We start from the raw sequence: 23443 nt of genomic DNA, 5'->3' as shown, positions 1-23443 counted from the left end.
ACAGCACGACAAGAGAGGGTTCCGCGCCCTTGATCGACGACCATGAACTCTTCACATCGCGGTCGTGGCCTGATCACTGTTCGTGGTAATCCGCCGTCGACACAATAAAAGGTAAACAGAACCAGAAGGGTTCAATCATGGCAAAGGTCCGCGACGGGGATCCCGCGATCGAAGCGTCCGGGTTGACGAAGATCTACGGTGAGAAACGAGCGCTCGACGGTCTCGACCTCACCGTTCCCGCGGGAACGGTGTACGGCGTCCTCGGCCCCAACGGGGCGGGGAAGACTACGGCGGTCAAGGTGCTGGCGACGTTGCTGCGTCCCGACGGAGGACAGGCCAAGGTCTTCGGTCACGACGTGGTGCGCGAGTCGGACGCCGTCCGAGCGCGGGTGAGCCTGACAGGCCAGTACGCCTCGGTGGACGACGACCTGACCGGCACGGAGAACCTGATCCTGCTGTGCCGTCTGCTCGGCTACGGCAAGGCCGCCTCGAAGGCGCGCACCGAGCAGCTTCTCGACGCCTTCGGGCTGACCGAGGCCGCCGGTCGTCAGGTGAAGAACTATTCCGGCGGTATGCGGCGGCGGCTCGACATCGCGGCCAGCATCGTGAACACCCCGGATCTGCTCTTCCTTGACGAGCCGACCACCGGTCTCGACCCGCGTAGCCGCAACCAGGTCTGGGACATCGTGCGCGCGGTCGTCAAACGCGGCACCACGGTGCTGCTGACCACCCAGTACCTCGACGAGGCCGACCAGCTCGCGAGCCGCATCGCGGTCGTCGACAACGGCAAGGTCATCGCCGAGGGCACGCCGGGCCAGCTGAAGGCGTCGATCGGCGTCGGCGCGATCCACCTGCGACTGCGGAACGCCAACCAGCGGGCCGACGCGCAGGGTGTGCTCGCGCGGTTCCTGGAGCAGCCCACGCTGTCGGAGCACGACGAGGTCCTCGTCAGCGCCCGTATCCCCGGTGTGGACGGTGACGCCGGCATGGCCGAGTGGGCTTCCAAGGCCCTGCACGAGCTTTCGCTGCGCGACATCGTCGTCGACGAGTTCTCCCTCGGGCAGCCGAGCCTCGACGAAGTGTTCCTGGCGCTGACCGACCGGCCCACGACGCCGGACAACGCCGCCAAGGAAGGGGCGAACCGATGACTTCCACCATCAAGCCGACCGAAACGACCGAGGCCCCCGAAGAGACGCGGGCCACCGACCCCACCGCGCTCGACGCGGTACTGGCGTCGGTCGAACGACCCAAGCGCCCGAGCGCGCTGTCCGCCTCGCTCACCTTCGGGTGGCGGGCCGCGCTGAAGATCAAGCATCTGCCCGAGCAGCTGTTCGACGTCACGGGCTTCCCGATCATCATGACCGTGATGTTCACGTACCTCTTCGGTGGCGCCATCGGCGGTTCGACCGAGGCGTACCTGGACTACCTGCTCCCCGGCATCCTCGCGATCACCGTCGTGATGATCACGATGTACACCGGTGTCGCGGTGAACAGCGATATCGCCAAGGGTGTCTTCGACCGTTTCCGGACGCTGCCGATCTGGCGACCCGCCACGATCGTCGGCTACCTGCTCGGTGACTTCCTGCGCTACCTCATCGGCTGCGTCGTCATCATCGGCGTCGGCCTGATCATGGGTTACAACCTGGGAAGCGTCGCCGGCACGGTCGGCGCCGTGGCGCTGCTGCTGGTGTTCTCGTTCTCGCTCTCCTGGATCTGGACGTTCCTCGGGCTTTCCATGCGGTCGGAGAAGACCGTGATGAGCGTGAGCATGGTGGCGCTGTTCCCGCTGACGTTCCTGTCCAACGTGTTCGTGCAGCCGTCCACCATGCCCGGCTGGCTCGAAGCCGCGGTCAGCTGGAACCCGATCACCCATCTGGTCACCGCGATGCGGGGCCTGATGAGCGGCAGCCCGAACGTCGGCGAGATCATCTGGGTGCTCGTCGCCAGCGCGCTGTTGATCGCCGGGTTCGGTTCCGCCACCATGTGGGCCTACAAGCGTAAGTAAAAAGGAGAAATACGATGAAGTACATGGTCCTGCTCTACTCGCACCCCGAGCCTTGGGGACATCCGGTGGAGGAATTCACCCCGGAGTTCGCTGGTCTTTCCGCGGACGAGCGCAAGAAGCACTTCGAGGATTTCGAGGCCTTGCTCGGCCGTTTGCACGAAAACGGTGAGCTGGTCGGCGGAGAAGCGCTCGGTGACCCCGCCAAAGCGAGCCTTTACGAGTACGAATCCGGCTCGGCGAAGAAGAGCGAAGGCCCGTACTCGGCGACGAAGGACCACCTCGCCGGCTTCTTCCTGATCGAGGCCAAGGACCAGGCGCGTGCCGACGAGATCGCCGCGGAGTTCGCCGCGCCCGGTCAGAACGTCGAGCTGCGGCCGATCTGGACCGGCAGCGAATAGGCCGACACGAAAGGGCCGGACCGAGTCACTCGGTCCGGCCCTTTCGCTTGTGCCAACTAGGAAATCCGCTTGGTCAGGTGCACGGTGACCTTGTCGCCGATCTCTTTCTGGATGACCTTCCGGAACGGCTTGCGCAGCGGCATCATGTGGACGCCGCCGCCGATCGGCAGCATGCTCGCCTCGTAGTCGTGGCCGTCCACGGTGCCGCTGACCTTCACGGCCTTGCCGGTGCCGAAGAACTCGGCGGAGTCCGGCATGTTCACACACGGCCAGCCACTGTTGCTGTCGGGAATCACTTCGGCCGTGAAGGTCACATCGATCGCCTGCGGTGTGTTGTCAGCCATAATCTCGAATCTTCCTCGTCGTAGTTCAGGAGCCGTCGTAGTTCAGATGCCCGGGTGGAGAATCAACTCCGCAGCCTTTTCGGCGATGGCGATGACCGGGGCGTTGGTATTGCCCCGCACGATCGTCGGCATGACGGAAGCGTCCACGACACGAAGTGATTCTATTCCAAGAACCCGCAATCGCGCATCCACGACGCGGCCCATTCCACAGGTACCCACCGGATGGTGGCCGGTGAGCACGTTACGTCGGGTGAAATCCTCCAGATCCGCTTCCGTGTCGGAGGCGGGCGCCGCTATGGCGTCGAGCGTGTACGGCTTGAGCGCCACCTGCCGGGAGAGTTGCAGGCTGGTCCGCACGCCTTCGATCGCCATCGCCAGGTCGGCCGGATCGGCGAGGTAGTTCTGCACGATCTTCGGTTTGGCGGTGGGTTCGGGGCTGAACAGGGTCACGTTCCCGCGGGTGCGCGGTTTCGCCACGGAGGCGCCGAACGAAAGCGCGTGGCGGGACGGCGGCGAGAGGAAGCCGTCGGAGACCATCAAGGGCATACAGATGAGCTGGAGATCCGGGGCGTCACCGGAGACCGTCACGAAGCCGCCGGTCTCCGGGCCACCCGAAGTGAGGAAACCCGCCGCCTCGCGTTCGTACCGCTCGGCGTGCTCGGGCTCGCCGGCGGCGAGCAGGCTCACCGGCTGGTCGTGGCCGAAACTCAGCCAGACATGCGGATGGTCCTGGAGATGCTGCCCGACGTCGGGCAGGTCTACGGCGACGTCGAGACCGAACGCGCGGAGGTGATCGGCCGGGCCGATCCCCGAGTGCATCAGGATCTTCGGCGAGTTGTAGGTACCGGCACTGATGATGACCTCGCGCTCGGCGCGGATCTCGATGATCTCGTCGAGCCGGTTGCCGACGATCCCGACCGCCCGGCCGTTTTCGACGAGCACGCGGTGCACTTCGAGGTCGGTCTCGACGGTGAGATTCGGACGGCCCAGTACCGGACGCAGGAACTCCGACGAGGTACTCGCCCGGCGGCCATCCCGCTGTGTCACCTGAAACGCGCCGAACCCGTCCTGGGTGACGCCGTTGAAGTCGGAGTTGTGGTGGTAGCCCGCCTCGATCGCGGCCTCGATGAACGCGGCGGAACTGGGGTTCCCCATCCGCCCGTCGCTGACCCGCAGGGGTCCGCCGACACCGTGGAATTCGTCCTCGCCGCGTTCGTTGTCCTCCGAACGCCGGAAGAACGGGAGTATCCCGACGAAATCCCAGCCAGGCTGTGCCCACTCGTCGAAGTCGGCGCGGTTACCCCGGACATAGGCGCCGCCGTTCACCGAACTTCCGCCGCCGACGACTCGGGCCTGCGGCAGGTAGACCCGCCGCCCCCCGAGGTGCGGCTCCTGATGGGTGTCGAAATCCCAGTCGTACCGGGTCTTGAAGAACTTCCCACCGGCGACGGGGACCTGGAAGTTCGGATGATCGTCGGACGACCCGGCTTCGATCAGCACGACGGAGACGGACGGATCCGCGCTCAACCGGTTAGCGAGGACGCAACCGGACGCACCGGCCCCAACCACGACGAAATCGACCATAACGGGAATTTAACAAGATCGACGGAGGCCGGATTCTTTTCGGTTGCGGGAAGAACTCCTGAATCCTGCGGCAATCGTTGAGAAGACCACCGAGGCCGTCTCCCCTAGCGTGGGTGGTGTCTGATGCCGGAATCCGCGGAGGGAACGCCGAAATGACCATCGCTAGCCAGGCGCAGGGGCACGCGGAGTACGCGGCCACGCTTCAGGCTCTGGACCGGAAGCACCTCATCCATCCACACCAGAACCCGACGCGGACCGAACGCAACATCTTCGTCCGGGGCAAGGGATCCGTGGTGTGGGACGCCGCGGACGTCCCGTTCATCGACGGGATGGCGGGTGGCAACTGGGTGGTCGCCGTCGGCCACGGGCGCGCCGAACTCGCGGAAGCCGCGGCGGCACAGGCGGAAAAGCTGGAGTATTTTTCGCTGTGGCGCGAATATTCGAACGAGCCCGCGATCCGGCTCGGCGCCCGCCTCGCCGAACTCGCCCCGGCGGGGATGAACAAGATCCACTTCACCAGCGGTGGTTCGGACGGGACCGAGGCGGCACTCAAGATCGCGCGCCGGTACCACTTCGAACGCGGTGACACCGAGCGGACCTGGATCATCGGACGGCAGTTCGGTTACCACGGAACGACTCTCGCCGGCGGTTCCGTCAGCGGCATGGACGACATGCACTTCGGCGCCGGGCCGACGATGCCGCACGCCACCTTGGTGAGCCCGCCCATGCTGTCGCACCCGGAGATGTTCGGTGGACAGGACCCCACGGACTTTCTGGTGCAAGAACTGGAAACCGAGATCCTCCGGATCGGACCGGAGAAGATCGCCGCGATGATCGGCGAACCGGTGATGGGTGGTGGCGGTGTCATCGTGGCCCCGGAGGACTACTGGCCGCGGATCCGCACCCTGCTGACGAAGTACGGCATCCTGCTGATCGCCGACGAGGTCATCACCGGCTTCGGCCGCACGGGCGACTGGTTCGCTTCGGCGCATTACAGCCCGGACATCATCGTCACCGCCAAGGGGATCTCCAGCGGGTACGCGCCACTCGGCGCCGTCCTCATGCGCGACGACATCGGCGAGGTCATGGTCGGCAACCCCGAGAAGTTCTTCTTCCACGGGCTGACCTACTCGGGGCATCCGGTCGCGTGCGCGCTGGCGCTGGTGAACCTCGACATCATCGAACGGGAGAACATCCTCGGCCAGGCCAAGAAGATCGAGAGCTGGTTCACCGAGGGCCTCGACGGCATCCGTGACCTCCCGAACGTCCACGACGTCCGTGTGCACGGCGCCATGGTCGGCATCGAACTGACCGCCGACCCGAACACCGGCGAGCCGATGCCGTTCGACCGCATGGTCGCGATCATCGACGACCTGCGCGGCAAGCACCGCGTCCTGGCCCGCGACTACGGTCCCACCCTCGTCGTCGGCCCGCCGCTCGTGCTCGAAGAAGAACAGGCGGCGGAGATCTCCGCCGCCATCACCGACGTACTGAGGACCCGGTCATGACTCCGTTCAAAGTGGACATTCCGCAGGAAGCCATCGACGACCTGCGCAGACGGCTCGACGACACCCGTTGGCCCGCCGAGACCCCCGACGTCGGCTGGACCCGCGGCGTGCCGCAGTCCTACCTGAAGGAGCTCGTCGAGTACTGGCGCACCGAGTACGACTGGCGTGCCACCGAAGCGAAGATCAACCAGTTCCCGCAGTCGATCACGAACATCGACGGCGCGAACATCCACTACCTGCACGTCCGTTCGCCGGAACCGGACGCGACGCCGATGGTGATGACGACCGGCTGGCCGAGTTCGATCATCGAGTACCTGGACCTCATCGGGCCGCTGACCGACCCGCGGTCCCACGGCGGCGACCCGAAGGACGCCTACCACCTCGTCATCCCGACGTTGCCGGGCTTCGGTTTCTCCACTCCGCTGACCCAGCACGGCTGGACCGTCCCCAAGATGTCGGAGATCTGGGGCAAGCTGATGGCCGAGATCGGCTATGACCGCTACATCGTCCAGGGCGCGGACTGGGGTTCGTTCATCTCGATCATCCTGGCCGCGATGAAGCCGGAGAACGTGCTCGCCGCGCACGTCAACTTCCTGGTGACCCCGCCGGCCGACGCGAGCGATCTCGAAGGCCTGGACGAAGAGGAACTCGAACTGCTAGACCCGTACATGTTCCCCGCGCCGGGGTACATGGTCGAGCACGCGACCCGGCCGCAGACGCTGAGCTACAGTCTCGCCGATTCGCCGGTCGGGCAACTCGCTTGGTACATCGAGAAGTTCCACGGCTGGTCGGGTGCCGTCGATTCGCCGGAGGAGGTCTTCAATCGCGATGACCTGCTCGCCAACGTGACGCTGTACTGGCTCACGGGTTCGGCGGGCAACGCGGCGCACTTCTATTGCGACAACGCCCAGTTCACCCGGACTTCGGCGACACCGCACCCCGAACTGGCCGTCGCGCACCCGCGGTTCGAGGAATACAAGACGTTCGTGGCTCCCCTGCCGCCGATCTCGACGCCGATCGGTGTGGCGGCGTACAAGTACGACATCATGGAGCCGATCCGCACCTACGCGGACCGGGCCTTCTCCGACATCGTGCAGTGGCGGCGGCTCGACCGGGGCGGTCACTTCCCCGGACTGGAGGCACCCGACCTCTTCCTCGACGACCTCCGGAAGTTCAAGCAGGCCTTGCGAGCGAGGAGTTCGGACCGTGACTGACCAAGCCAACATCGAGAACCTCGACTACGGCAACCGCGACCTCCCGATCGAGACGGTGAAGTCCGCGGACGGGACCACCATCGCCTACGAGAAGTCGGGCACCGGGCCGCCGGTGATCATCGTCGGCGGGGGCCTGAACGAGAAGGCGATGCACGCCGAACTCGCCGAGGGCCTGTCCGAGAACTTCACGGTGTACAACTACGACCGCCGTGCCCGCGGCGACAGCGACGACAAGCGCGTCGGACCGTACACGGTGGACATCGAGATCGAAGACCTGGCCGCGGTGATCGAGGCCGCGGGCGGCACCGCCCACGTCTTCGCGAACTGCACCGGCTCGATGATCGCCGTCCCGGCGGCCGCGCGCGGGGTCCCCATGATCAAGCTGGCCATGTACGAACCCCCGTACAGCGGCCCGAAGGTCCCGCCCGGTTATACCGAACAACTCATGGAGTTGCTCGAACAGGACAGGACCAAGGAGGCCGTGTCGCTGTTCCTGAAATGGGACGCGCTCTTCACCGAGGACGAGATCGACTTCTTCTCGACGCATCCGATCTGGCCGGCGTTCGAGGCGATGGCGCATTCGATGCCGTACGACTCGATCCTGTCCGACGACGCGGACCGCGTCCCGGCCGAAGAACTGAGCGTGATCACCGTGCCCAGCCTGGTGCTCGGCGGGAACAAGAGTCCACAGTGGATGAAGGACATGTGCCAGGCCGTCGCCGACGGGATCCCGCGGGGTGAGTACGTCACCATGGACACCGCAGGACACCTGATGGACGACACGCTGGGCGCTGAACTGCTGACGAAGTTCTTCCGCTGAGGCAAGCGCAAGGCCGCGGGTGAGTGGTGGGCCGAGTTGATCGTGAGTGGTGATTCAGGTTAGAACACGAAACACCACTCACGCCCCCGCTGGACCATCGCGGCCGAGGCCACCCATGCCTCATTGGGGACACTGAGCGTCTCCGATGAGGCATGGGTGGCGGTGACCGGTCCGCTACTGGACCGCGTCCCTCAACGGGTGGATTTCGGGACGTTGGATGACCCGAAATCCACACAGTCCCGCACGGCGGTCCCCGTGATCACCAGGCCCGGAAGGGGGTGTGCGGAAAGAGACACTCACTATTTCCACACACCCCTCTGCCTTACCCCTCAAGACCTCGGGCGGTCTCGCAGGAACTCAGTCGCGCGGCGTGTTCTGGTAGGCGGCCAGCTTCCACTCGCCGTCCCGCAGGACAGCGGTCCACGAGGCGCGCACCTTGGCGTTCTCGGCGACCTCGGTGTCGCCTGCCTGGATCACACCGCCTTCGGTGTACAGCACGACGACGCCGGGCGCGATCTCCCGGGCGTCGAACGGGGTGCCGGTGACCTGGGAGCCCTGGTAAGCCGTGGCGAACGCGCCGGCCATGAACTTCGCGATGTTGTCGCGGCCTTTGACGTGGACGCCGGGCAGGATCATCGTGCCGTCCTCGACGAACACGTCGGCGAACGCCTCCGCGTCGTGGCGGGCCCAGGCGGCGACGATCTGGCCAGGCAGGGCGGCCACTCCGGTGGCGGTGTCGGCGGTTGCGGTCATCGGTCTGTCTCCTGTCGTTCGTTTCCGTTGTGATCACTGGAGAAGCCATAGGAGCCGATGAGCGTGGCCCCACTGGGTACCGGTCCTTCCGGGGCCCGCTCGCGAATGCCCCGTTGGAACTCGTGGAAGGCGGTCGAAGCGGCTAGAGGGTTCCCATCGCCCTCGACGACACCGACGTGGACGAAACTCACCCCGTCGTCGAGCCTGAATGACGCGTAGCTCAGCCCGTCGGGCTGTTCCCGCGCCAATTCCGCGAAGACGGCTTCCACCAATTCCTTGTTCTCACCGGCGGTTTCCGGGGTCGTCTGGTAACGGACGACGAACGCCGAACCCATTCCGTTCTCCTTCCTCGTGGCACGGAGGTCCACATCGGAAACTACGCGTTCGCCGGGCGCCGGAGTACCGCCTCGGACCAAGCTCGCAACCGCGGAGAAGCGCCTCGCAAAGCGGGAGAAGAGGACACCTGGGGAGCGGCATAGCGTTTTTCGTGTCCGCCCACTCACCTGATCACCGAAAGGCATACGCCAATGGGAACGAAAATCGGCGATCACGCCGTCGTGCTCGGGGGCAGCATCGCCGGGATGCTCGCCGCCCGCGTGCTTTCCGACGCCTACCGCCAGGTGACCGTCATCGAACGCGACGACCTCACCGCGGCCGGGACGGACCCGCGCCCGGCGATCTCGTGGGCGATCCACATCCACGCCCTGCTCGAACGCGGACGGATCATCATCGAAGACCTCTTCCCCGGGTTCGTCGACGACATGATCGCGGCGGGCGTCCCGGTCGGCGACTACGGCTCGACCTGCCACTACTACTTCAACGGCGAGATGTTCGCCGTCACCGACACCGGGATGGCCTGTGTGGCCGCGAACCGCCCGGTGATCGAGCACTTCCTCCGCTCCCGCACACTGCCCCGCCCCGGCGTCGTCCTGCGTGAGCGCACGGACATCGTCGGCCTGGTCGCGAACGACGGCAACGAACGCATCACCGGTGTCCGCGTGCAGAGCCGTGACGGCGGTGGCGAGGAGGTCATCAGCGCGGACCTGATCGTCGACGCCTCCGGCCGCGGCTCGCGGTCCCCGCGCTGGCTCGAGGAACTCGGCTACGAGAAGGCGCCGGAGGAGAAGGTCCAGATGGACCTGACCTACACGACGATGGACTTCGTCGGCCCGCTGCCGGTCGACCCGCTCGGTGAGGACATCGCGCTGGTTCCGACCGCGACCCCGGACTTCCCGCGCGGCGGCATCTTCGCGCGCCTCGCCGACCGGTACGCCCTCACCCTCACCGGCATCGCGGGCGACCGGGCTCCGACCGACCGCGACGGTTTCCTGGCCTACGCCAAGACGTTGCCGGTCAAGGAGGTCTACAACGCCATCGAGAACGCGGAGCAGCGCGCGCCCGCCGGATCGTTCCGGTTCCCGGCCAGCGTCCGCCGCCACTACGAGAAGCTGAGCCGCTTCCCCGCCGGATACCTGATCCTCGGCGACGCCGCCTGCATCTTCAACCCCGTCTACGCCCAGGGCATGACGGTCGCCGCGATGGGCGCGAACGTACTGCGCAAGCATCTGGAAAAGGGCGTCGAGCCGGACTTCCGCGGCTACTTCCGCGACCTGGCCAAGGCGACCGACTCGCCGTGGATGATGTCCGCTTCCGCCGACCTCGGCTACGAGTCGGTGCGCGGCAAGCGCACCCTCGCCACCAAGATCGGCAACGCCTACATGTCGAAGGTGATGGCGGCCGCCGCGAACGACCCGGTGGTGGCACGCGGGTTCATGCGCACCATCTCGCTGATCGACCCGCCGCAGGCGCTGATGAAGCCGTCGATGATGCGCCGGGTCCTGTTCTCCGGCGGTGACAAGAAGAACGCCACCGTCACCACCCTTCCGACGCCCCGGACCGACACCGGCGACGCCGAGCGTTCCGCGGCTTGATCCGCTTTTCGCCCAAGAACAAGGAGTTCCGGTGAGTCATCTCCAAGCGGCGGGCGACGCCGTCAGATTCCGCTGGGCCGCGCTGGTCCTGTTGTGCGCGGCCAACTTCGCGGTCCTGCTGGATTCGCAGAGCGTCATCCTGGCGTTGCCTTCGCTGGCGCCCGACCTCGGGATGGCACCCACCGACGCGCAATGGGTGCTGAGCGCGAAGCTCATCACCTTCGGCGGGCTGCTCATCCTCGGCGGCCGGGCGGCCGACCACTTCGGCAGGCGCCGGGTGTTCGTGCTCGGCACGGCGTTGTTCCTCGTCGGCTCGGTGCTCTGCGGGCTGGCGTGGAACCCGGCGGTGATCATCGCCGCGCGGGCGCTCAGCGGGATCGCGGCGGCGCTGATGGTGCCGACGGCGTTGTCGATCCTCATGAACACCTTCCCCGAGGGCAAGAGCCGTAACACCGCGCTCGCCGGCTGGTCCGGTATCGGCGGGATCGGCGCGACGGCGGGTCTGCTCGTCGGCGGGCTGCTCACCCAGACCCTGGGCTGGCAGTGGGTGTTCTACGTCAACGTGCCGATCGCGGTACTCGTCATGCTGCTCGCTCCGGTGTTGCTGCGGGAGAGCCGCGATTCCGGCAACCGCCGCAGCCAGGACGTCGCGGGGGCCGTGATCAGTACACTCGCACTCGTCGCGATCATCCTCGCCGTCGTCCAGGCACCGGTCTGGGGCTGGACGAGCGCGCCGACGCTCATCCTGTTCGCGGTCGCCGCCGCGCTGCTCGCGCTGTTCGTGGCCGTGGAAAAGCGTTCGGCGTCGCCGCTGGTGCCGCTGGCGCTGCTCCGGCGTCCGGCGCTCGCGGGCGGCAACCTCGTCACGGTGGCGATGGGCATGGCGGCGTTCGGCCTTTCGGTCACCATCTCGATGTACGGCCAGGTCGTCCTCGGCTACAGCCCGCTGGAGTTCGGCGTGCTGCAGTCCGTCATGCCGACGTTGGCGTTCTTCGGTGCTTACGTCGGACAGGCCGTGGTCACGCGGATGGGTGTCCGGCCGGTCGTCGCGGCCTGTCTCGTATTGCTCGGCGCCGGTTGCCTGCTGCTGTCGCAAGTACCGGTCAACGGCAGCTACGGGGCCGACATCCTCTGGGGCCTGGTCGTCTTCGGCCCGGGTCTCGGCGCGGGTATGGCCGCCGCTTCGGTGGCCGCGCTGTCCAAGGTGCCGCAGGCCGACAGCGGTGCGGCGTCGGGGATCAACGTCGCTTCGTTCCAGATCGGCGGCGCGCTCGGGGTCGCCGTGGTCACCTCGGTGTCGACGTCGTTCACCGCCGCGCCGGGTGGGCCCGCCGAGTTCACCGCCGGACTGCGAGCCGCGTTCATCGCTTGCGTGGTCTTCGCCGTCATCGGCCTGGGGGTGACCGTGACCCTGCTGAAGGGGAACAAGAAGCGTCACCTGCACAGCATCGACGGCCAGGACCGCGGTGACCCGGACGACCTCCCGCTCGCGGGCTGACGAGTACGTGAAGGCCCCCTTCCTGGACCTAGACGAAAGGTTCCGGCGAAGTCGAGATGTTGGCCGAACGGGTCGTGCGTGGCGATTCGGGTTCTGACCGGTCTGTGTTTGCCTGCCCGCGGAAACGGTGTCGTCCTCGACGTGGCGATGACGTCGAGTGGGGAGGATCGGGGACGTTGAATGTCCCCGATCCTCCGTTGATCAAGGTCCGGGACCCTGCGCCGTCGGGCTGACCACTCGTGGGTAAGCAAAATACCGGGCCGCCCTGACCCGACTTACCCACTCACGACCACCCCGACCGAAGCGTCGCTCAGACATCAAGCATGGCCACCCCCGGGTGTCGCGAAAGCCACTTTCGCGACATCACATGTCCCGAAAGTGGCTTTCGCGACACCCGGCCTACCGACAGTAGCTAACCAAGACACCCATGGCTCTGACACGACCCGCCACCCACGACCACCCCGACCCACCCCATTCCGGGCACTTGACAAGACCAGGCCCGAATCGCCAAGAGCGGCGCTGAATGACAGCCCCCGCGACTTCGCCAGTACCTCGCGCTCAAAGCAAGGAAGGGGCCTTCATGTACTGCTAGTGTCGCGTGATCCTGCTTGCTTGACGTTGGGTTTCGTTCCTCGGACGGCGATCTCGCGTGATCAGACGGCGGTTACGCGTGATTGGACGGCGATCTCCGGAGATCGCCGTCTGATCACGGGTAAGACCTGCAGGACCACGCGACACTAGAGACCTCGGTGCAGGGCCTCGATGTACTCGCGGTGGCCGGGCAGACCGGCGGAGTAGATCTCGCGTTCCTTGTCGATCTTCTCGAGCATCTCCCACGCGGCGGCGTCGTTCATCAGGTCGACCGACGGCGGGGCCTTCTTGAAGCCGAAGTCCATTCCGGACAGGATCGCCCAGAGGCTGCGGGTCTCGAACAGTCGCAACTGGCTGCCGTCCGGGATGATGACGCTCTCCGCGTACTCGGTGAGTTTCTCCTCCAGGCTCGCCGGGATCGGCGCTTCCCGCACGGCGTTCCAGAACTCGGTGTCGTCGCGGTCGGTGAGCGTGTAGTGCATGACGATGAAGTCGCGCAGGTCCTCGAACGCGCCGACCATGAGTTCGTTGTAGCGGGCCTTGCGGCGCTCGTCGAAGTCCGAGTCCGGGAAGTGCAGCACCAGCAACGCGAGCTGGTACTCGATGAGCGCGATCGTGGTGGATTCCAGCGGTTCGACGAAGCAGCTCGACAGTCCGACGGCGACGCAGTTGTTCACCCACGAGCGGCGGTTGTGCCCGACCCGCATCTTGATGTGGTTGCCCGCGGTGTCGTAGTCCCGGCCGCCCAGGTGCTGACGCAGTCGCTGTTCGGCCTTCTCCGGCGTGGTGAACGCGCTGGAGTAGACGAAGCCGGTGCCGTCGCGGTCGGCGAGGGGGATCTCCCAGATCCAGCCGTCCGGCTTCGCGGTCGCGGAGGTGTACGGCCGCAGGCCACCCTCCTGGTGCTTCGCGGGAAGCGCGACGGCGGAGTCGCACAGCAGGACGTCGTTGGCGCTGACGAACGGCTCGTTCAGCGTCTTGTTGATCAGCAGGCCCCGGAATCCCGTGCAGTCCAAGAAAAGATCGGCTTCGATCTCGCCGGCGGTGTCGGTGACGACCTTCTCGATCGTGCCGCGCGGGTCGACGGTCACCGATGTCACGTCCGCCGAAACGAACTTCACGCCACGGCCGGTCGCCAGCTCGCGAAGGTACTTGGCGATCAGCGCGGCGTCGAAGTGGTAGGCGTAGCGGTAGCCGGGGTCCGGGGCGTCGGTGCCGGGCAACGGTTTCGGGGCCTTGTCGAGCTCGCAGAGGCGCTGCAGCGCCATTCCCGCGTCACCGAAGGTCTCACGCACCCGCGTGTCGCCGGCCAAGCGCTGCTTCAGCCAGAAGTGCGCGAGCGAGACACCGCGGCCGAACCGCTTGTGGAACGGCTTCTCGTAGTTCTGCACCGCGGGTTCGGGAACGTCGAAGAACGGGTGGTAGTAGGTGTGGCTGTCGCGGCCCTCGTGCGGTTTGCGCCAGTCGTTGAACCGGACGGCGGACTTGAAGACCGCGTTGGTCTTCGGCATCCAGTCCTCTTCCTTCATGCCAAGGAAGGAGAAGGTGGTCCGCAGGGTCGGAACGGTGGCCTCACCCACCCCGATCCGCGGGATCCGCGGTGATTCGATCAGGGTGATGTCGACCTTCCTGCCGAAGGCGCGATTCAGGTAGGCGGCGGACATCCAGCCTGCCGTCCCGCCGCCGACTATCACGATCTTTTCGATTGGACGTGCCACGACAAGTGCTCCTTTGCGGTCCAGAAACCCCCACCAAGCTGCGCAAACGAGCGTAGGTTCCGATCACACGATCGGGCAGGGCCCACCTCACCTGTCACCGATGAGTTACGACGTCGGTGACCATGAAGTTCGCCTCAAGCGGACATAAGGGCACGGATCGCCGCGAGGCGATCCGTGCCCTTATGTTATTCCGTCGTGCGGTCGCTCTTACTGGAAGGAAATGGCGACTCCGGCCGGGCCATTACCCGCGCCGTCGGCGAGGCCGATCACACAGGTGACCACCGCACAATCGACGGTGCCGTACGAAGTGCCGTCGAAAAGAATTCCTTCGAAGCTCTTCTTCACGGTCAGCGGAGTGGAAAGGGTGCCGTCGCCCGCGGCGGTCACGTCCACCCGTGCCGCGGCGTTGCAGGCGAGCTCTCCGGAGGGCACCTCGGCACACTCGCCGACGGTGTAGGCCGTGCCCGCCGTCAGCCCCGACGCGCCCACCTGGACCACGGCGTTGTCGGCCAACCCGGACGACGGCGTCACCGTCGCCGACGGTGCGTCGGCCGACGCGGGCACCTGGAAGGCGACCAGCATGCCGAGAGCGGCGGCGGTACCGGCGACGGTCTTCGCGAAAACGCTTTTGCGCATGACTGTTTTCTCCTTTATCGGGTTTGACCGGAAATGATTTGCGATGGGTGTTTTCGAGGTATTCCCCAGCGCTTCCGGTGATAAAGTTACGGATCTTCGTCGTTGCTTGTCAACGAATTCTGTTCGCAGTTTGGAAGAAGCCGGAGGCACTGAGCCCCGATAACCTTTGCGCACTGTTTCGGGTTCGCCTCCCACCGGGCGCCCCTGGTGGCGAAGCATGCGGGCAAGCAGGGAGATGGCACGGAGGTTCGCGCGACCTAGCGTGGGAAGCGGGTTTCGACAGGCGGGAGATTCGTGATGGCGAACCAGGAAACCGCGGCCAGTCTCGGCAACATCGGGTTCGGGGCGCGCGGTCTCGTGCTCGAACACGTGACATCGGCGGACGGCACCCGGATCGCCTTCGAGAAATCCGGGGAAGGCCCGCCGGTGATCATCCTCGGCGGCGGGCTCAACGAGAAGGCCATGTTCGCCGACCTCGCCGAACTGCTGTCGGAGGATTTCACCGTCTACAACTACGACCGCCGCGGCCGCGGGAACAGCGAGGACAACGGCGGCCTGTCGGGATACACGATCGACCGGGAGGTCGAAGACCTGACGGCGGTACTCGCGGTGGCGGGCTCCGAAGCGGCGATCTTCGCCAACTGCACCGGTGGCCTGATCGCCATGCGGGCGGCGGCGAAAGGCGTCTCGATGGGCAAGATGGCGCTGTACGAACCCACTTACGGCGGCCATCAGCCTCCCGAGTCCTATATGGACGATCTGGAGCGGATGGTCGCCGCCGATCACCGCTCCGACGCCGTCGCGTTGTTCCTCAAGGAGAACGTCCGGTTCAGCTCGGAGACCATCGAAGGATTCAAGTCCCTTCCCATCTGGCCGTCGTTCGAGGCCATGGCCCCGACGACGCTCTACGACTCCATCCTCGACGCGAACCACGAGTCCGTCCCGTTCGACCAACTGCCGGGGATCAGGGTGCCGACCCTGGTCATCGGCGGCCGGGAAAGCCCTTCCTGGCTGATAGACAACTGCCACGCCCTCGCCGACGGGCTCCCCAACGGCCAGTACGTGTGCATGAACGAGGGGCATCTGTTCAACCAGAAGGCGGGTGCCCCGCTGCTCACGGTGTTCTTCCGCTCCTGACTCCACCTTTTTCGATCGTTGAGGAGAAGATTCGATGGAAAGCCGCTGCCCTTACACCCTGGACATCGCGGGTACGGACATTCACGCGGAGAGCGAGGCTCTCCGCGCACAAGGGCCGATCACCCAGGTCGAACTGCCCGGCGGGGTGATCGGGTGGTCCGTGACCGGATACCAGGCGGCGCGCCAGGTGCTGTCCGACAACCGGTTCGCCAAGGACCCGCAGAAGTGGACCAAGTACACCGAGGGCGAGATCCCCTCGAACTGGCCGCTGATCGGCTGGCTCCTGATGGACAACATGACCACGAACGACGGTGAAGACCACCAGCGCCTGCGCAAGCTGGTTTCCCGTGGTTTCACGCCGAAGCAGGTCGAGCTGACCCGCCCGCTGATCCAGAAGATCGTCGACGACCTGCTGGACGGTCTCTCCAGCGCGGGTCCGGACGAGGTCATCGACCTCAAGGGCCGCTTCGCCACCCCGCTGCCCGCGCGCGTCATCTGCGACATGTTCGGGGTGCCGGAGTCGGCCCGCGCGTCCGCCCTGCGCGGCGCCGGCGTCAACGTCACCACGACCACCTCCGGTGACGAGGCCGAGGCCAACGTCGAGCTGTGGCACCAGGAGCTGACCGACCTCGCCGAGTTCAAACGCGAGAACCCCGGCGACGACCTGACCAGCCTCCTGCTCGCCGCGCGCGAAGAGGACGGCAGCAGGCTCACCGACGAGGAGATGGTCGGCACCCTGCACCTCATGCTCGGCGCGGGTTCCGAAACCCTCATGAACGCGCTCAGCGCCGCCGTCGTCGCGCTGCTGAGCCAGCCCGAGCAGAAGGAACTCCTGGACAGCGGCCAGGTTTCCTGGGACGACGTCATCGAAGAGGCCCTGCGGGTCAACGCCCCGGTCGCGCAGCTCCCGCTGCGATACGCGACCGAGGACGTCGAGGTCGCCGGGGTCACCATCCGCAAGGGCGACCCGGTGCTGATGGGCTTCACCGCCATCGGCCGCGACCCGGAGAACCACGGCGAGACCGCGGGCGAGTTCGACGCCACCCGCGCCGACAAAACCCACCTGTCGTTCGGGCACGGCGCGCACTTCTGCCTCGGCGCACCGCTGGCGCGGCTGGAACTGCGGCTCGCGCTTCCGGCGCTGTTCGCCCGCTACCCGGACCTGAAGCTCGCGGTCGGCGTCGACGAGCTCGAGGGCCAGGGGACGTTCATCATGAACGGCCACAAGGAGGTCCCGGTGCGCCTGGGCGAACCCTCGCTGGTGCGGTCATGACCGGCGGACCCGTCCACGACGCGCCACTGGCGGTGGTCACCGGCGCGTCTTCGGGCATCGGTGCCGAGTTCACGCGAGTGCTGCGGGACCGCGGTTACCGCGTGCTCGCCGTGGCCCGCCGCGCCGACCGGCTCGACGAGCTGGCCAAGGGCTCCGGTGGCTTCATCGTCCCCTTCGTCCGTGACGTCACCTCCGAGGGCGCGGCCGAGGCGATCCTCGGGCGCGCTGAGCAACTCGGCGGCGCGGACCTCGTCGTCTGCAACGCCGGCCGGGGCTCGCGTGGCCGCTTTCACGAGAGCGAGCCGTCCGACGCCCTCGGCATGATCCGGCTCAACGTGACGGCGAACGTCGACCTCGTCTCGCAGGCCGTTCCCAAGATGGTCGCGCGCGGGTCGGGCGGAATCATCGTCGTCGCGTCGAACCTGGGCTTCTTCGCCACCCCGAACATGGCCGTGTACGGCGCCACGAAGGCCTTTTTGCTGTCCTTCACGGAGTCGTTGTCGGCGGAGCTGGCGGGGACCGGTGTGCGGGCCATGGCGCTGTGCCCCGGGGCGACCTCCACCGAGTTCGGCGACGTCGCCGGGCTGGGCGACACGGTCGAGAAGACGCCTGGCTTCACCACCGCCGAAGAGGTCGTCCGCGGCGGTTTGAAGGCGTGGGACGCCGGGCGCACGATCACCGTGCCCGGGACCGTCGCACGCCTGCTCACGGCGTTCCTGGCGTACTCGCCACGGACCGTTTCACGCCGGATCATGGGCAAGATCTTCACCGCCGGATAACCGCTATCGGGTGAATGTCGGCGAATTGCCGGGCGCGAGCGATGAGTTCGCGCCCGGCACGGGGTCCAACCTGTGACGCCGCCACCCGACGGGCGGAAGATCGAGGAAGGACGACCGAGATGACCAGCACGAACGAGATCACCATTTCCGGCGGCCGGCTGCACTACGAGGTCCGCGGCGACGGACCGCTGCTGCTGGCCATGGGCTCGCCGATGGCCGCGGACGCCTTCGCACCGCTGGCCGACGCGCTGGCGAGCCGGTTCACCGTCGTGACCCATGACCCCCGGGGCATCTCACAGAGCCCACTGGACGACCCGAACGAGGACTCGAGCCCGGAGAAGCGCGCCGAGGACGTCGTCGCGATCCTGGACCACCTGGGCGCCGAAACGGCCGACGTGTTCGGTTCCAGCGGCGGCGCGATGACCACGCTCGCGCTGGCCGCCCGCCACCCCGGCCGGATCCGGACGCTCGTCGCGCACGAGCCGCCCGCGCTGACCCTGCTTCCCGACGCGGCCGAGCAGCACGCCGAGGTCGACGAGATCGTGAAGGCGTTCGAAACCGACGGTCTCGAAGCGGCATGGACGAAGTTCCTCGGCACTTCGGGCTTCGAGGAGGACGAGGCGGGCCCGCCGCCGAGCGACTCCCCCGAGCAGGACCTGGAGGACGGTCGCCGGTTCTTCGTCCACGAACTCCGTACGACCACGCGTTACGAGCCCCGGCTCGACGCGCTGCGCGACGGGCCGTTCCGGGTCGTGGTCGGCCTCGGCGCGGACTCCGGCGGGCTGCTCACCCGGCGGACGTGCGCCGCGCTCGCCGACGAACTCGGTGTCGGAGTGGTGGAGTTCCCCGGCGACCACGGCGGGTTCATTTGGGACCCGGAAGGCTTCGCCAAGCAGCTGGGCGACATCCTGCTGTGACTCCGGGGGGCCGCCCTCAGTACTCGATGAGGGCGGCCTTCTCGGCGGCGGACAAAAGCTCCCTCGAGATCCGGTCCGCCTCGTCGGCGGTGAGGATCAGCGGCGGCGCGAGCACGACGTTCTTGCCGGTACGCCGGACCAGCACTCCGTTGTCCCGCATCAGTTTCCGTACCTGCGCGGCCCGGCGGGACCGGTCCATCTCGACCGCGATCATCAGGCCGCGGCCACGGATGTCGGTCACACAGGCGAGTTCCCGCAACGGTTCCAGCGCGGTCAGCAGCTGCTCACCCCGGGCCCGGGTGTTCGCGAGGAGCTGTTCGGACTCGATGTGGGCGATCACCGCGAGCCCGGCGGCGCACGCGGTGGCGTGCCCGGAATGCGTGTGCCCGTGCACGAAACCGGCCATCTTCTTGTTGCTGTCGAAGACTTCGAAGACGTGCTGGGTGGTGGTGACGGCGCCGAGTGAGATGTACCCCGCCGCCAATCCCTTGCTGGTGGCCAGGATGTCCGGCTGGACGCCGGCGTGCTGGTGGCCGAACATCAGCCCGGTCCGGCCGAAGCCGGTCGTCACCTCGTCGAGGACCAGCAGGATCCCGTGTTCGTCGCACAGTTCCCGCACGCCGCGCAGGTAGTCCTCCGGCATGACGTAGGCGCCACGCGATTGGACCGGCTCGACGAGAACGGCCGCCGTGCGCTTTCCATGCTCGGCGAGGAAGCCTTTCATCGCGCCGATGCCTTCCTCCGGGCCGGGGACGGTGACGAACCCGTTCGGCGTGAATTCGTCGGAGATCGGCGACGGTGCCCCGGCGGTCGCGGCACCGGCCATCGTGGCGCCGTGATAGCCGTTGTGCAGCGAGACGACGAGTCCGCGCTCGGGCGAACCGAGTACGGCCTGGTAGAAACGCGCGATCCGGATCGCCGCCTCCATCGCCTCGGAACCGCTGTTGCAGAAGAAGGTCCGGGTCAGCGCCGGGCCGGCGAGTTCGCCGATCCGTTGCGCCAGGCGGATCGCCGGGATGTTGGCGCCCTCGCCCATGTCGTAGGTCATCAGGTTCGCGACCTGCGTGGCGATCGCGTCCACGACCGGCCGGCAGGCGTAGCCCAGCGTGGCGTTGAATCCGGACGACTTCGCGTCGAGGTAGGTGCGGCCGTCGGCGTCGGTGACCTCGCAGCCCTTACCGGACACCGCGACCAGCGTGTCCGGGCTGACCCGGCTCGGTGACCACGGGTGCCACAGGTACTCGGCGTCGACGGCGAGCAGATCCGCCTGCCCCTCGGTTTCGCTCATTCCGCGCAGCCTTTCACTAGTGGGCTTCTTCTAGCGGGCGAGCCGGGCCCGGACCGGGAGGGAGTGCCAGGCTCGCAGGGTGTTGTTGAGGCGGCGCTTCCCAGGGGCCGCCGGTTCCAGCGTCTCCACGCGCTCCGCGAGCGCGGTGATGAGGCATTCGGCTTCGAGCCGCGCCAGGTTCTGTCCCACGCACTGGTGCAGGCCGAACCCGAAGCCCACGTGCCCGGAGGGGTCGCGGGAGAGGTCGAACTTCTCCGGGTCGGTCCACCGCCGGGGGTCGCGGTTGGCCGCACCCAGGAACATCAGCACCTTGGCGCCGTCGGGCACCACGTGGTCGCCGACTCCGACATCGCCCACCGCGGTACGGAAGAACGTCTGCACCGGGGACGCCCACCGCACGGCCTCGTCGAACGCGATACGCGCCAGCGTCGGCTCCACGCGAAGCCGGGCCCACTGCTCGGGATGCGTGACCAGCGCGTGCATGACCGCGGCGAGCGCGTGCACGGTGGTGTTGAACCCGGCGGCGAACAACGACCGCACGACCCCCGGGGCCTGCTCGTGGGTGATCTCGCCGCGGTCGGCGGCCGCCCAGATCTGCCCGCCGAGACCGTCTTCGGTCAGCTTGTCACGCTGGCAGTGCTCCATGACCCACGTCGTCAGGAACTTCGCGTGCGGCGCGCCGGCCGCCACGAGTTCGTTGCGCGGGCCGAACGCGTTGAGGAGGAAGTCGCTGAACGGCAACAGGTTCTCGCGGCCTTCTTCGGGCAGTCCGAGCGCGTCGCCGACCGCGCGTGGCGGGAACTTCTCCGCGATCGCCGTCACGGCGTCGAATTCGATCGTGCTGCCCGGCGTTCCGTCGAGGACTTCGCCGACCATCTTGTGCGCCTTGGCCATCCATTCGGCGCGGAGCCTGCGCTGCACGCGCGGGCCGAGCAGGTTCGCGAGGACCCGTCTCGGCGCGTCGTGATGGGGCGGGTCCGCCTCGACGACGATGCTCAGCTGACGCCACGGTTTCCGGGTCCGGAAGTTCGACAGGCCGACCCCGGCGCCGGATTGGAACCCCTGCCAGTTACGCAAAGCCGCGTACACCGCGTCGTACCGGGCGACGGCGTAGATGTCGTGCGCGCTCAAATAGGACAGCGGCCCGGCGTCGAGCAGCGCGTGCTCGAGCGGGTACGGATCCGTCAGCACCTCGGTGCCGAACGGGTCGATGTCGATGACGGGCAACGACGTCATGATCACGGCCTCCGGGGCTTACAGATCCAGTACGAGCCGGTCGGTGCACGAACGTGAGACGCAGGGGAACATGCAGTCGCCTGCCGCGCGGTCCTCGGCGGTGAGCAACGCGTCGCGGTGGTCGACGACGCCGTCGAGGACCGTGGTCTCGCAGGTGCCGCAGACACCCTCCATACAGGACGAAAGCAGGTCGACGCCGACCGTGCGCATCGCGTCGATGACCGTCATGTCCTGGGTGACGGTCACGGTCGCCCCGCGCCGCGCCAGCACGATGTCGAACGGCTCGTCGCGCACCGGGGCACCCTGCTCCGGCGCCGAGAAACGTTCGGTCCACAAGGTGGGCGCCGGCCACGGGGCGCAGGCGTTCTCGACGGCGTCGAGCAACCCGGCCGGGCCGCAGCAGTAGACGCGGAGGCCGTCACGGACGTCGCCGAGCCAGGATTGGAGATCCGGGCGGCCCTGTTCGTCCTCGGGGACGATGTGGACTTTCTCGTCATACACCTCGAGTTCGTCCCGGAACGCCATGGAGTTTCGCGATCGGCCACCGTAGACGAGGTTCCAGTCCGCGTTGGTGAGCTCCGCCTGGTGGATCATGGGAAGCAGCGGCGTGATCCCGATCCCGCCCGCGATGAAGAGGTAGTTCTTCGAGGGCACCAACGGGAAGTTGTTGCGAGGGCGGCTCACTCCGACGGTGTCGCCTGCGCGGAGTTCGTCGTGTACGTAGGCGGAACCGCCGCGGCTGTCGGTCTCACGGAGGACTCCGACGCGGTATTCGTGGGCGTTCCACCGGTCTCCGCACAGGGAATACTGGCGGGTCAGCCCGCCGGGCAGCACCAGATCGATGTGGGACCCAGGCGTCCAGTCGGGCAGACGCGCGCCGTCCGCGGCCTTGAGGACCAGCGAGACGACGCCTTCGGCGACGACGTCCTTGGCCGCGACGCGCAACGTCGTCTGCACCTGCGCCGCTCCGGCGTCCTGCATCTTGACCCGCCCTCCGCTCGGTTCGTGCTCTCCACGGTTCCACGGCGGACGGATGTGTACGTCTCCCTGAATGCTGGCTCTCTCGCGAGGGGCTGAGCAATCGGGAATATTGTTTCCGGGGGTGCGCGGGGCAGACCATCGGGTGTCTACGTCGATCCCTGGAGGACGCATGTCGCATATCACGGTGGATCCCACCAAGCCCGGAATCATCGGCCTGTTCGCTTTCCGCCCTGAGACCGCGAAACCGCTCGGCGAACTGGTCGAGACCCTGCTGCGCGGCCCGAGCTCGCTCACCACCGGCGAGCGCGAGCTCATCGGTGCCGTCGTTTCCAAGGAGAACGATTGCCACTTCTGCGCCGAAGCGCACGGCGCGTTCTCCGCCGCCCAGATCGAAGGCGGCGCCGAGACCGTCGCGGCCGCCAAGAAGGACATCACCACCGCGCCCATCTCCGACAAGCTGCGCGCCCTGCTGAAGGTCGCGCTGGCCGCCCGCGAGAGCGGCCACTCGGTCACCGGTGCCCTGGTCGAGAACGCCAAGGCCGCCGGCGCCTCCGAGGCCGACATCCACGACACCGTCCTGATCGCTTCGCTGTTCTCGCTGTTCAACCGATACGTGGACGGGCTCGCCACCGACGCCCCCGACCAGGCCGAGTGGTACGCCGGTGCCGCGCAGGCACTGGTGGCGGGCGGCTACGCCGCGATCTCGGGTGCGGCGCAGACTGAGGCCCAGGCCGCCTGAGGTACATGATGGCCCCTTCCTCGCGCTAGGCGCAGGGAAGGGGGCCATCATGTACTTAGGTCCCAGATCCGTGAAGGCCTCCTTGAGGGACCC

At 67.1% G+C, this 23443-nt stretch carries 22 protein-coding genes; 13 read left to right on the top strand and 9 right to left on the bottom strand.

Going from position 1 to position 23443, the window contains the following annotated elements; translation table 11 throughout:
* The first annotated feature begins 137 nt into the window (after window positions 1–137).
* The 3 genes from ACM6LR_RS13000 to ACM6LR_RS12990 are packed head-to-tail and all read left to right on the top strand — an operon-like array spanning window position 138 to window position 2403.
* Window positions 138–1148, top strand: a complete 1011-nt coding sequence (locus ACM6LR_RS13000) for an ATP-binding cassette domain-containing protein (RefSeq protein WP_414943873.1) — start codon at window positions 138–140, stop codon at window positions 1146–1148.
* On the top strand, window positions 1145–2005 hold the full coding sequence (locus ACM6LR_RS12995) for an ABC transporter permease (protein WP_414939645.1): 861 nt from the start codon (window positions 1145–1147) through the stop codon (window positions 2003–2005). The genes ACM6LR_RS13000 and ACM6LR_RS12995 overlap by 4 nt, the downstream gene beginning before the upstream one ends.
* 14 nt (window positions 2006–2019) lie before the next feature.
* A complete protein-coding gene (locus ACM6LR_RS12990) occupies window positions 2020–2403 on the top strand; it encodes a YciI family protein (protein WP_414943872.1) in 384 nt (127 codons plus the stop codon).
* Window positions 2404–2459: 56 nt separating this feature from the next.
* Here ACM6LR_RS12990 and ACM6LR_RS12985 read toward each other — a convergent pair whose 3' ends face one another.
* Window positions 2460–2747 carry a DUF1905 domain-containing protein gene (locus tag ACM6LR_RS12985; RefSeq protein WP_076159141.1) on the bottom strand — a complete coding sequence of 96 codons (288 nt, stop codon included), beginning with the start codon at window positions 2745–2747 and terminating at the stop codon, window positions 2460–2462.
* 42 nt (window positions 2748–2789) lie between these two features.
* The gene (locus tag ACM6LR_RS12980) at window positions 2790–4331 is read right to left on the bottom strand and encodes a GMC family oxidoreductase (protein ID WP_414939643.1); all 1542 of its coding nucleotides are present in this window, start codon (window positions 4329–4331) and stop codon (window positions 2790–2792) included.
* 152 nt (window positions 4332–4483) lie between these two features.
* Between ACM6LR_RS12980 and ACM6LR_RS12975 the strand changes: the two genes are divergently transcribed.
* The 3 genes from ACM6LR_RS12975 to ACM6LR_RS12965 are packed head-to-tail and all read left to right on the top strand — an operon-like array spanning window position 4484 to window position 7873.
* Window positions 4484–5839, top strand: a complete 1356-nt coding sequence (locus tag ACM6LR_RS12975; RefSeq protein WP_414939642.1) for an aspartate aminotransferase family protein — start codon at window positions 4484–4486, stop codon at window positions 5837–5839.
* Window positions 5836–7053 (top strand): epoxide hydrolase family protein, encoded by a 1218-nt coding sequence (locus tag ACM6LR_RS12970; protein WP_414939641.1) that lies wholly within the window; start codon window positions 5836–5838, stop codon window positions 7051–7053. Before ACM6LR_RS12975 ends, ACM6LR_RS12970 begins: the two co-directional genes overlap by 4 nt.
* Window positions 7046–7873 (top strand): alpha/beta fold hydrolase, encoded by an 828-nt coding sequence (locus tag ACM6LR_RS12965; protein WP_414939640.1) that lies wholly within the window; start codon window positions 7046–7048, stop codon window positions 7871–7873. Before ACM6LR_RS12970 ends, ACM6LR_RS12965 begins: the two co-directional genes overlap by 8 nt.
* A gap of 357 nt (window positions 7874–8230) precedes the next feature.
* On the opposite strand, the gene ACM6LR_RS12960 is transcribed toward ACM6LR_RS12965, so the two are convergent.
* Both ACM6LR_RS12960 and ACM6LR_RS12955 read right to left on the bottom strand, forming a co-directional pair.
* Window positions 8231–8626, bottom strand: a complete 396-nt coding sequence (locus ACM6LR_RS12960; RefSeq protein WP_414939639.1) for an SgcJ/EcaC family oxidoreductase — start codon at window positions 8624–8626, stop codon at window positions 8231–8233.
* Entirely contained in the window at window positions 8623–8961 is a 339-nt protein-coding gene (locus ACM6LR_RS12955; protein WP_414939638.1) for a hypothetical protein, read from the bottom strand. The genes ACM6LR_RS12960 and ACM6LR_RS12955 overlap by 4 nt, the downstream gene beginning before the upstream one ends.
* Window positions 8962–9153: 192 nt before the next feature.
* Between ACM6LR_RS12955 and ACM6LR_RS12950 the strand changes: the two genes are divergently transcribed.
* Both ACM6LR_RS12950 and ACM6LR_RS12945 read left to right on the top strand, forming a co-directional pair.
* Window positions 9154–10557, top strand: coding sequence for an FAD-dependent oxidoreductase (locus tag ACM6LR_RS12950; RefSeq protein ID WP_414943871.1), 1404 nt, complete (start codon window positions 9154–9156; stop codon window positions 10555–10557).
* Window positions 10558–10588: 31 nt separating this feature from the next.
* Complete coding sequence (locus ACM6LR_RS12945) at window positions 10589–12055, top strand: MFS transporter (protein WP_414943870.1); 1467 nt, start codon at window positions 10589–10591, stop codon at window positions 12053–12055.
* 737 nt (window positions 12056–12792) lie between these two features.
* On the opposite strand, the gene ACM6LR_RS12940 is transcribed toward ACM6LR_RS12945, so the two are convergent.
* Window positions 12793–14364, bottom strand: a complete 1572-nt coding sequence (locus tag ACM6LR_RS12940) for a tryptophan halogenase family protein (RefSeq protein WP_414939635.1) — start codon at window positions 14362–14364, stop codon at window positions 12793–12795.
* 207 nt (window positions 14365–14571) lie between these two features.
* Window positions 14572–15000, bottom strand: coding sequence for an enediyne antibiotic chromoprotein (locus ACM6LR_RS12935; RefSeq protein ID WP_414939634.1), 429 nt, complete (start codon window positions 14998–15000; stop codon window positions 14572–14574).
* Window positions 15001–15297: 297 nt separating this feature from the next.
* On the opposite strand from ACM6LR_RS12935, the gene ACM6LR_RS12930 reads away from it, so the two are divergent.
* The 4 genes from ACM6LR_RS12930 (at window position 15298) to ACM6LR_RS12915 (ending at window position 19106) form a co-directional block, all read left to right on the top strand.
* Window positions 15298–16137 carry an alpha/beta fold hydrolase gene (locus ACM6LR_RS12930; protein WP_414939633.1) on the top strand — a complete coding sequence of 280 codons (840 nt, stop codon included), beginning with the start codon at window positions 15298–15300 and terminating at the stop codon, window positions 16135–16137.
* Between the two features lie 34 nt (window positions 16138–16171).
* The gene (locus ACM6LR_RS12925; protein ID WP_414939632.1) at window positions 16172–17410 is read left to right on the top strand and encodes a cytochrome P450 family protein; all 1239 of its coding nucleotides are present in this window, start codon (window positions 16172–16174) and stop codon (window positions 17408–17410) included.
* Entirely contained in the window at window positions 17407–18189 is a 783-nt protein-coding gene (locus ACM6LR_RS12920; protein WP_414939631.1) for an SDR family NAD(P)-dependent oxidoreductase, read from the top strand. Before ACM6LR_RS12925 ends, ACM6LR_RS12920 begins: the two co-directional genes overlap by 4 nt.
* 119 nt (window positions 18190–18308) lie before the next feature.
* On the top strand, window positions 18309–19106 hold the full coding sequence (locus ACM6LR_RS12915) for an alpha/beta hydrolase (RefSeq protein WP_414939630.1): 798 nt from the start codon (window positions 18309–18311) through the stop codon (window positions 19104–19106).
* Between the two features lie 16 nt (window positions 19107–19122).
* Here ACM6LR_RS12915 and ACM6LR_RS12910 read toward each other — a convergent pair whose 3' ends face one another.
* From ACM6LR_RS12910 to ACM6LR_RS12900, 3 genes are read right to left on the bottom strand one after another with little or no spacing between them, the layout of a single operon-like run.
* Window positions 19123–20394 carry an aspartate aminotransferase family protein gene (locus ACM6LR_RS12910; RefSeq protein WP_414939629.1) on the bottom strand — a complete coding sequence of 424 codons (1272 nt, stop codon included), beginning with the start codon at window positions 20392–20394 and terminating at the stop codon, window positions 19123–19125.
* Window positions 20395–20424: 30 nt separating this feature from the next.
* A complete protein-coding gene (locus tag ACM6LR_RS12905; protein WP_414939628.1) occupies window positions 20425–21630 on the bottom strand; it encodes a cytochrome P450 in 1206 nt (401 codons plus the stop codon).
* Window positions 21631–21648: 18 nt separating this feature from the next.
* Entirely contained in the window at window positions 21649–22611 is a 963-nt protein-coding gene (locus ACM6LR_RS12900) for a PDR/VanB family oxidoreductase (RefSeq protein WP_414939627.1), read from the bottom strand.
* 169 nt (window positions 22612–22780) lie between these two features.
* Here ACM6LR_RS12900 and ACM6LR_RS12895 point away from each other — a divergent pair, with 169 nt between their 5' ends.
* Window positions 22781–23350 (top strand): carboxymuconolactone decarboxylase family protein, encoded by a 570-nt coding sequence (locus ACM6LR_RS12895; RefSeq protein WP_414939626.1) that lies wholly within the window; start codon window positions 22781–22783, stop codon window positions 23348–23350.
* Window positions 23351–23443: the final 93 nt, after the last annotated feature.

It is taken from the genome of Amycolatopsis sp. cmx-11-32 (assembly GCF_047608695.1).
Taxonomy (GTDB): Bacteria; Actinomycetota; Actinomycetes; order Mycobacteriales; family Pseudonocardiaceae; genus Amycolatopsis.
This window is presented reverse-complemented; position numbering and strand designations above follow the sequence as displayed.

Bases quoted from the DNA above. Each gene is read 5' to 3' on its own strand.
- ACM6LR_RS12985 (WP_076159141.1), bottom strand. From the start codon at position 2,747: ATGGCTGACAACACACCGCAGGCGATCGATGTGACCTTCACGGCCGAA.
- ACM6LR_RS13000 (WP_414943873.1), top strand. From the start codon at position 138: ATGGCAAAGGTCCGCGACGGGGATCCCGCGATCGAAGCGTCCGGGTTG.
- ACM6LR_RS12895 (WP_414939626.1), top strand. From the start codon at position 22,781: ATGTCGCATATCACGGTGGATCCCACCAAGCCCGGAATCATCGGCCTG.
- ACM6LR_RS12905 (WP_414939628.1), bottom strand. From the start codon at position 21,630: ATGACGTCGTTGCCCGTCATCGACATCGACCCGTTCGGCACCGAGGTG.
- ACM6LR_RS12920 (WP_414939631.1), top strand. From the start codon at position 17,407: ATGACCGGCGGACCCGTCCACGACGCGCCACTGGCGGTGGTCACCGGC.
- ACM6LR_RS12925 (WP_414939632.1), top strand. From the start codon at position 16,172: ATGGAAAGCCGCTGCCCTTACACCCTGGACATCGCGGGTACGGACATT.
- ACM6LR_RS12900 (WP_414939627.1), bottom strand. From the start codon at position 22,611: ATGCAGGACGCCGGAGCGGCGCAGGTGCAGACGACGTTGCGCGTCGCG.
- ACM6LR_RS12975 (WP_414939642.1), top strand. From the start codon at position 4,484: ATGACCATCGCTAGCCAGGCGCAGGGGCACGCGGAGTACGCGGCCACG.
- ACM6LR_RS12915 (WP_414939630.1), top strand. From the start codon at position 18,309: ATGACCAGCACGAACGAGATCACCATTTCCGGCGGCCGGCTGCACTAC.
- ACM6LR_RS12970 (WP_414939641.1), top strand. From the start codon at position 5,836: ATGACTCCGTTCAAAGTGGACATTCCGCAGGAAGCCATCGACGACCTG.
- ACM6LR_RS12980 (WP_414939643.1), bottom strand. From the start codon at position 4,331: ATGGTCGATTTCGTCGTGGTTGGGGCCGGTGCGTCCGGTTGCGTCCTC.
- ACM6LR_RS12930 (WP_414939633.1), top strand. From the start codon at position 15,298: ATGGCGAACCAGGAAACCGCGGCCAGTCTCGGCAACATCGGGTTCGGG.
- ACM6LR_RS12990 (WP_414943872.1), top strand. From the start codon at position 2,020: ATGAAGTACATGGTCCTGCTCTACTCGCACCCCGAGCCTTGGGGACAT.
- ACM6LR_RS12960 (WP_414939639.1), bottom strand. From the start codon at position 8,626: ATGACCGCAACCGCCGACACCGCCACCGGAGTGGCCGCCCTGCCTGGC.
- ACM6LR_RS12950 (WP_414943871.1), top strand. From the start codon at position 9,154: ATGGGAACGAAAATCGGCGATCACGCCGTCGTGCTCGGGGGCAGCATC.
- ACM6LR_RS12955 (WP_414939638.1), bottom strand. From the start codon at position 8,961: ATGGGTTCGGCGTTCGTCGTCCGTTACCAGACGACCCCGGAAACCGCC.
- ACM6LR_RS12910 (WP_414939629.1), bottom strand. From the start codon at position 20,394: ATGAGCGAAACCGAGGGGCAGGCGGATCTGCTCGCCGTCGACGCCGAG.
- ACM6LR_RS12935 (WP_414939634.1), bottom strand. From the start codon at position 15,000: ATGCGCAAAAGCGTTTTCGCGAAGACCGTCGCCGGTACCGCCGCCGCT.
- ACM6LR_RS12995 (WP_414939645.1), top strand. From the start codon at position 1,145: ATGACTTCCACCATCAAGCCGACCGAAACGACCGAGGCCCCCGAAGAG.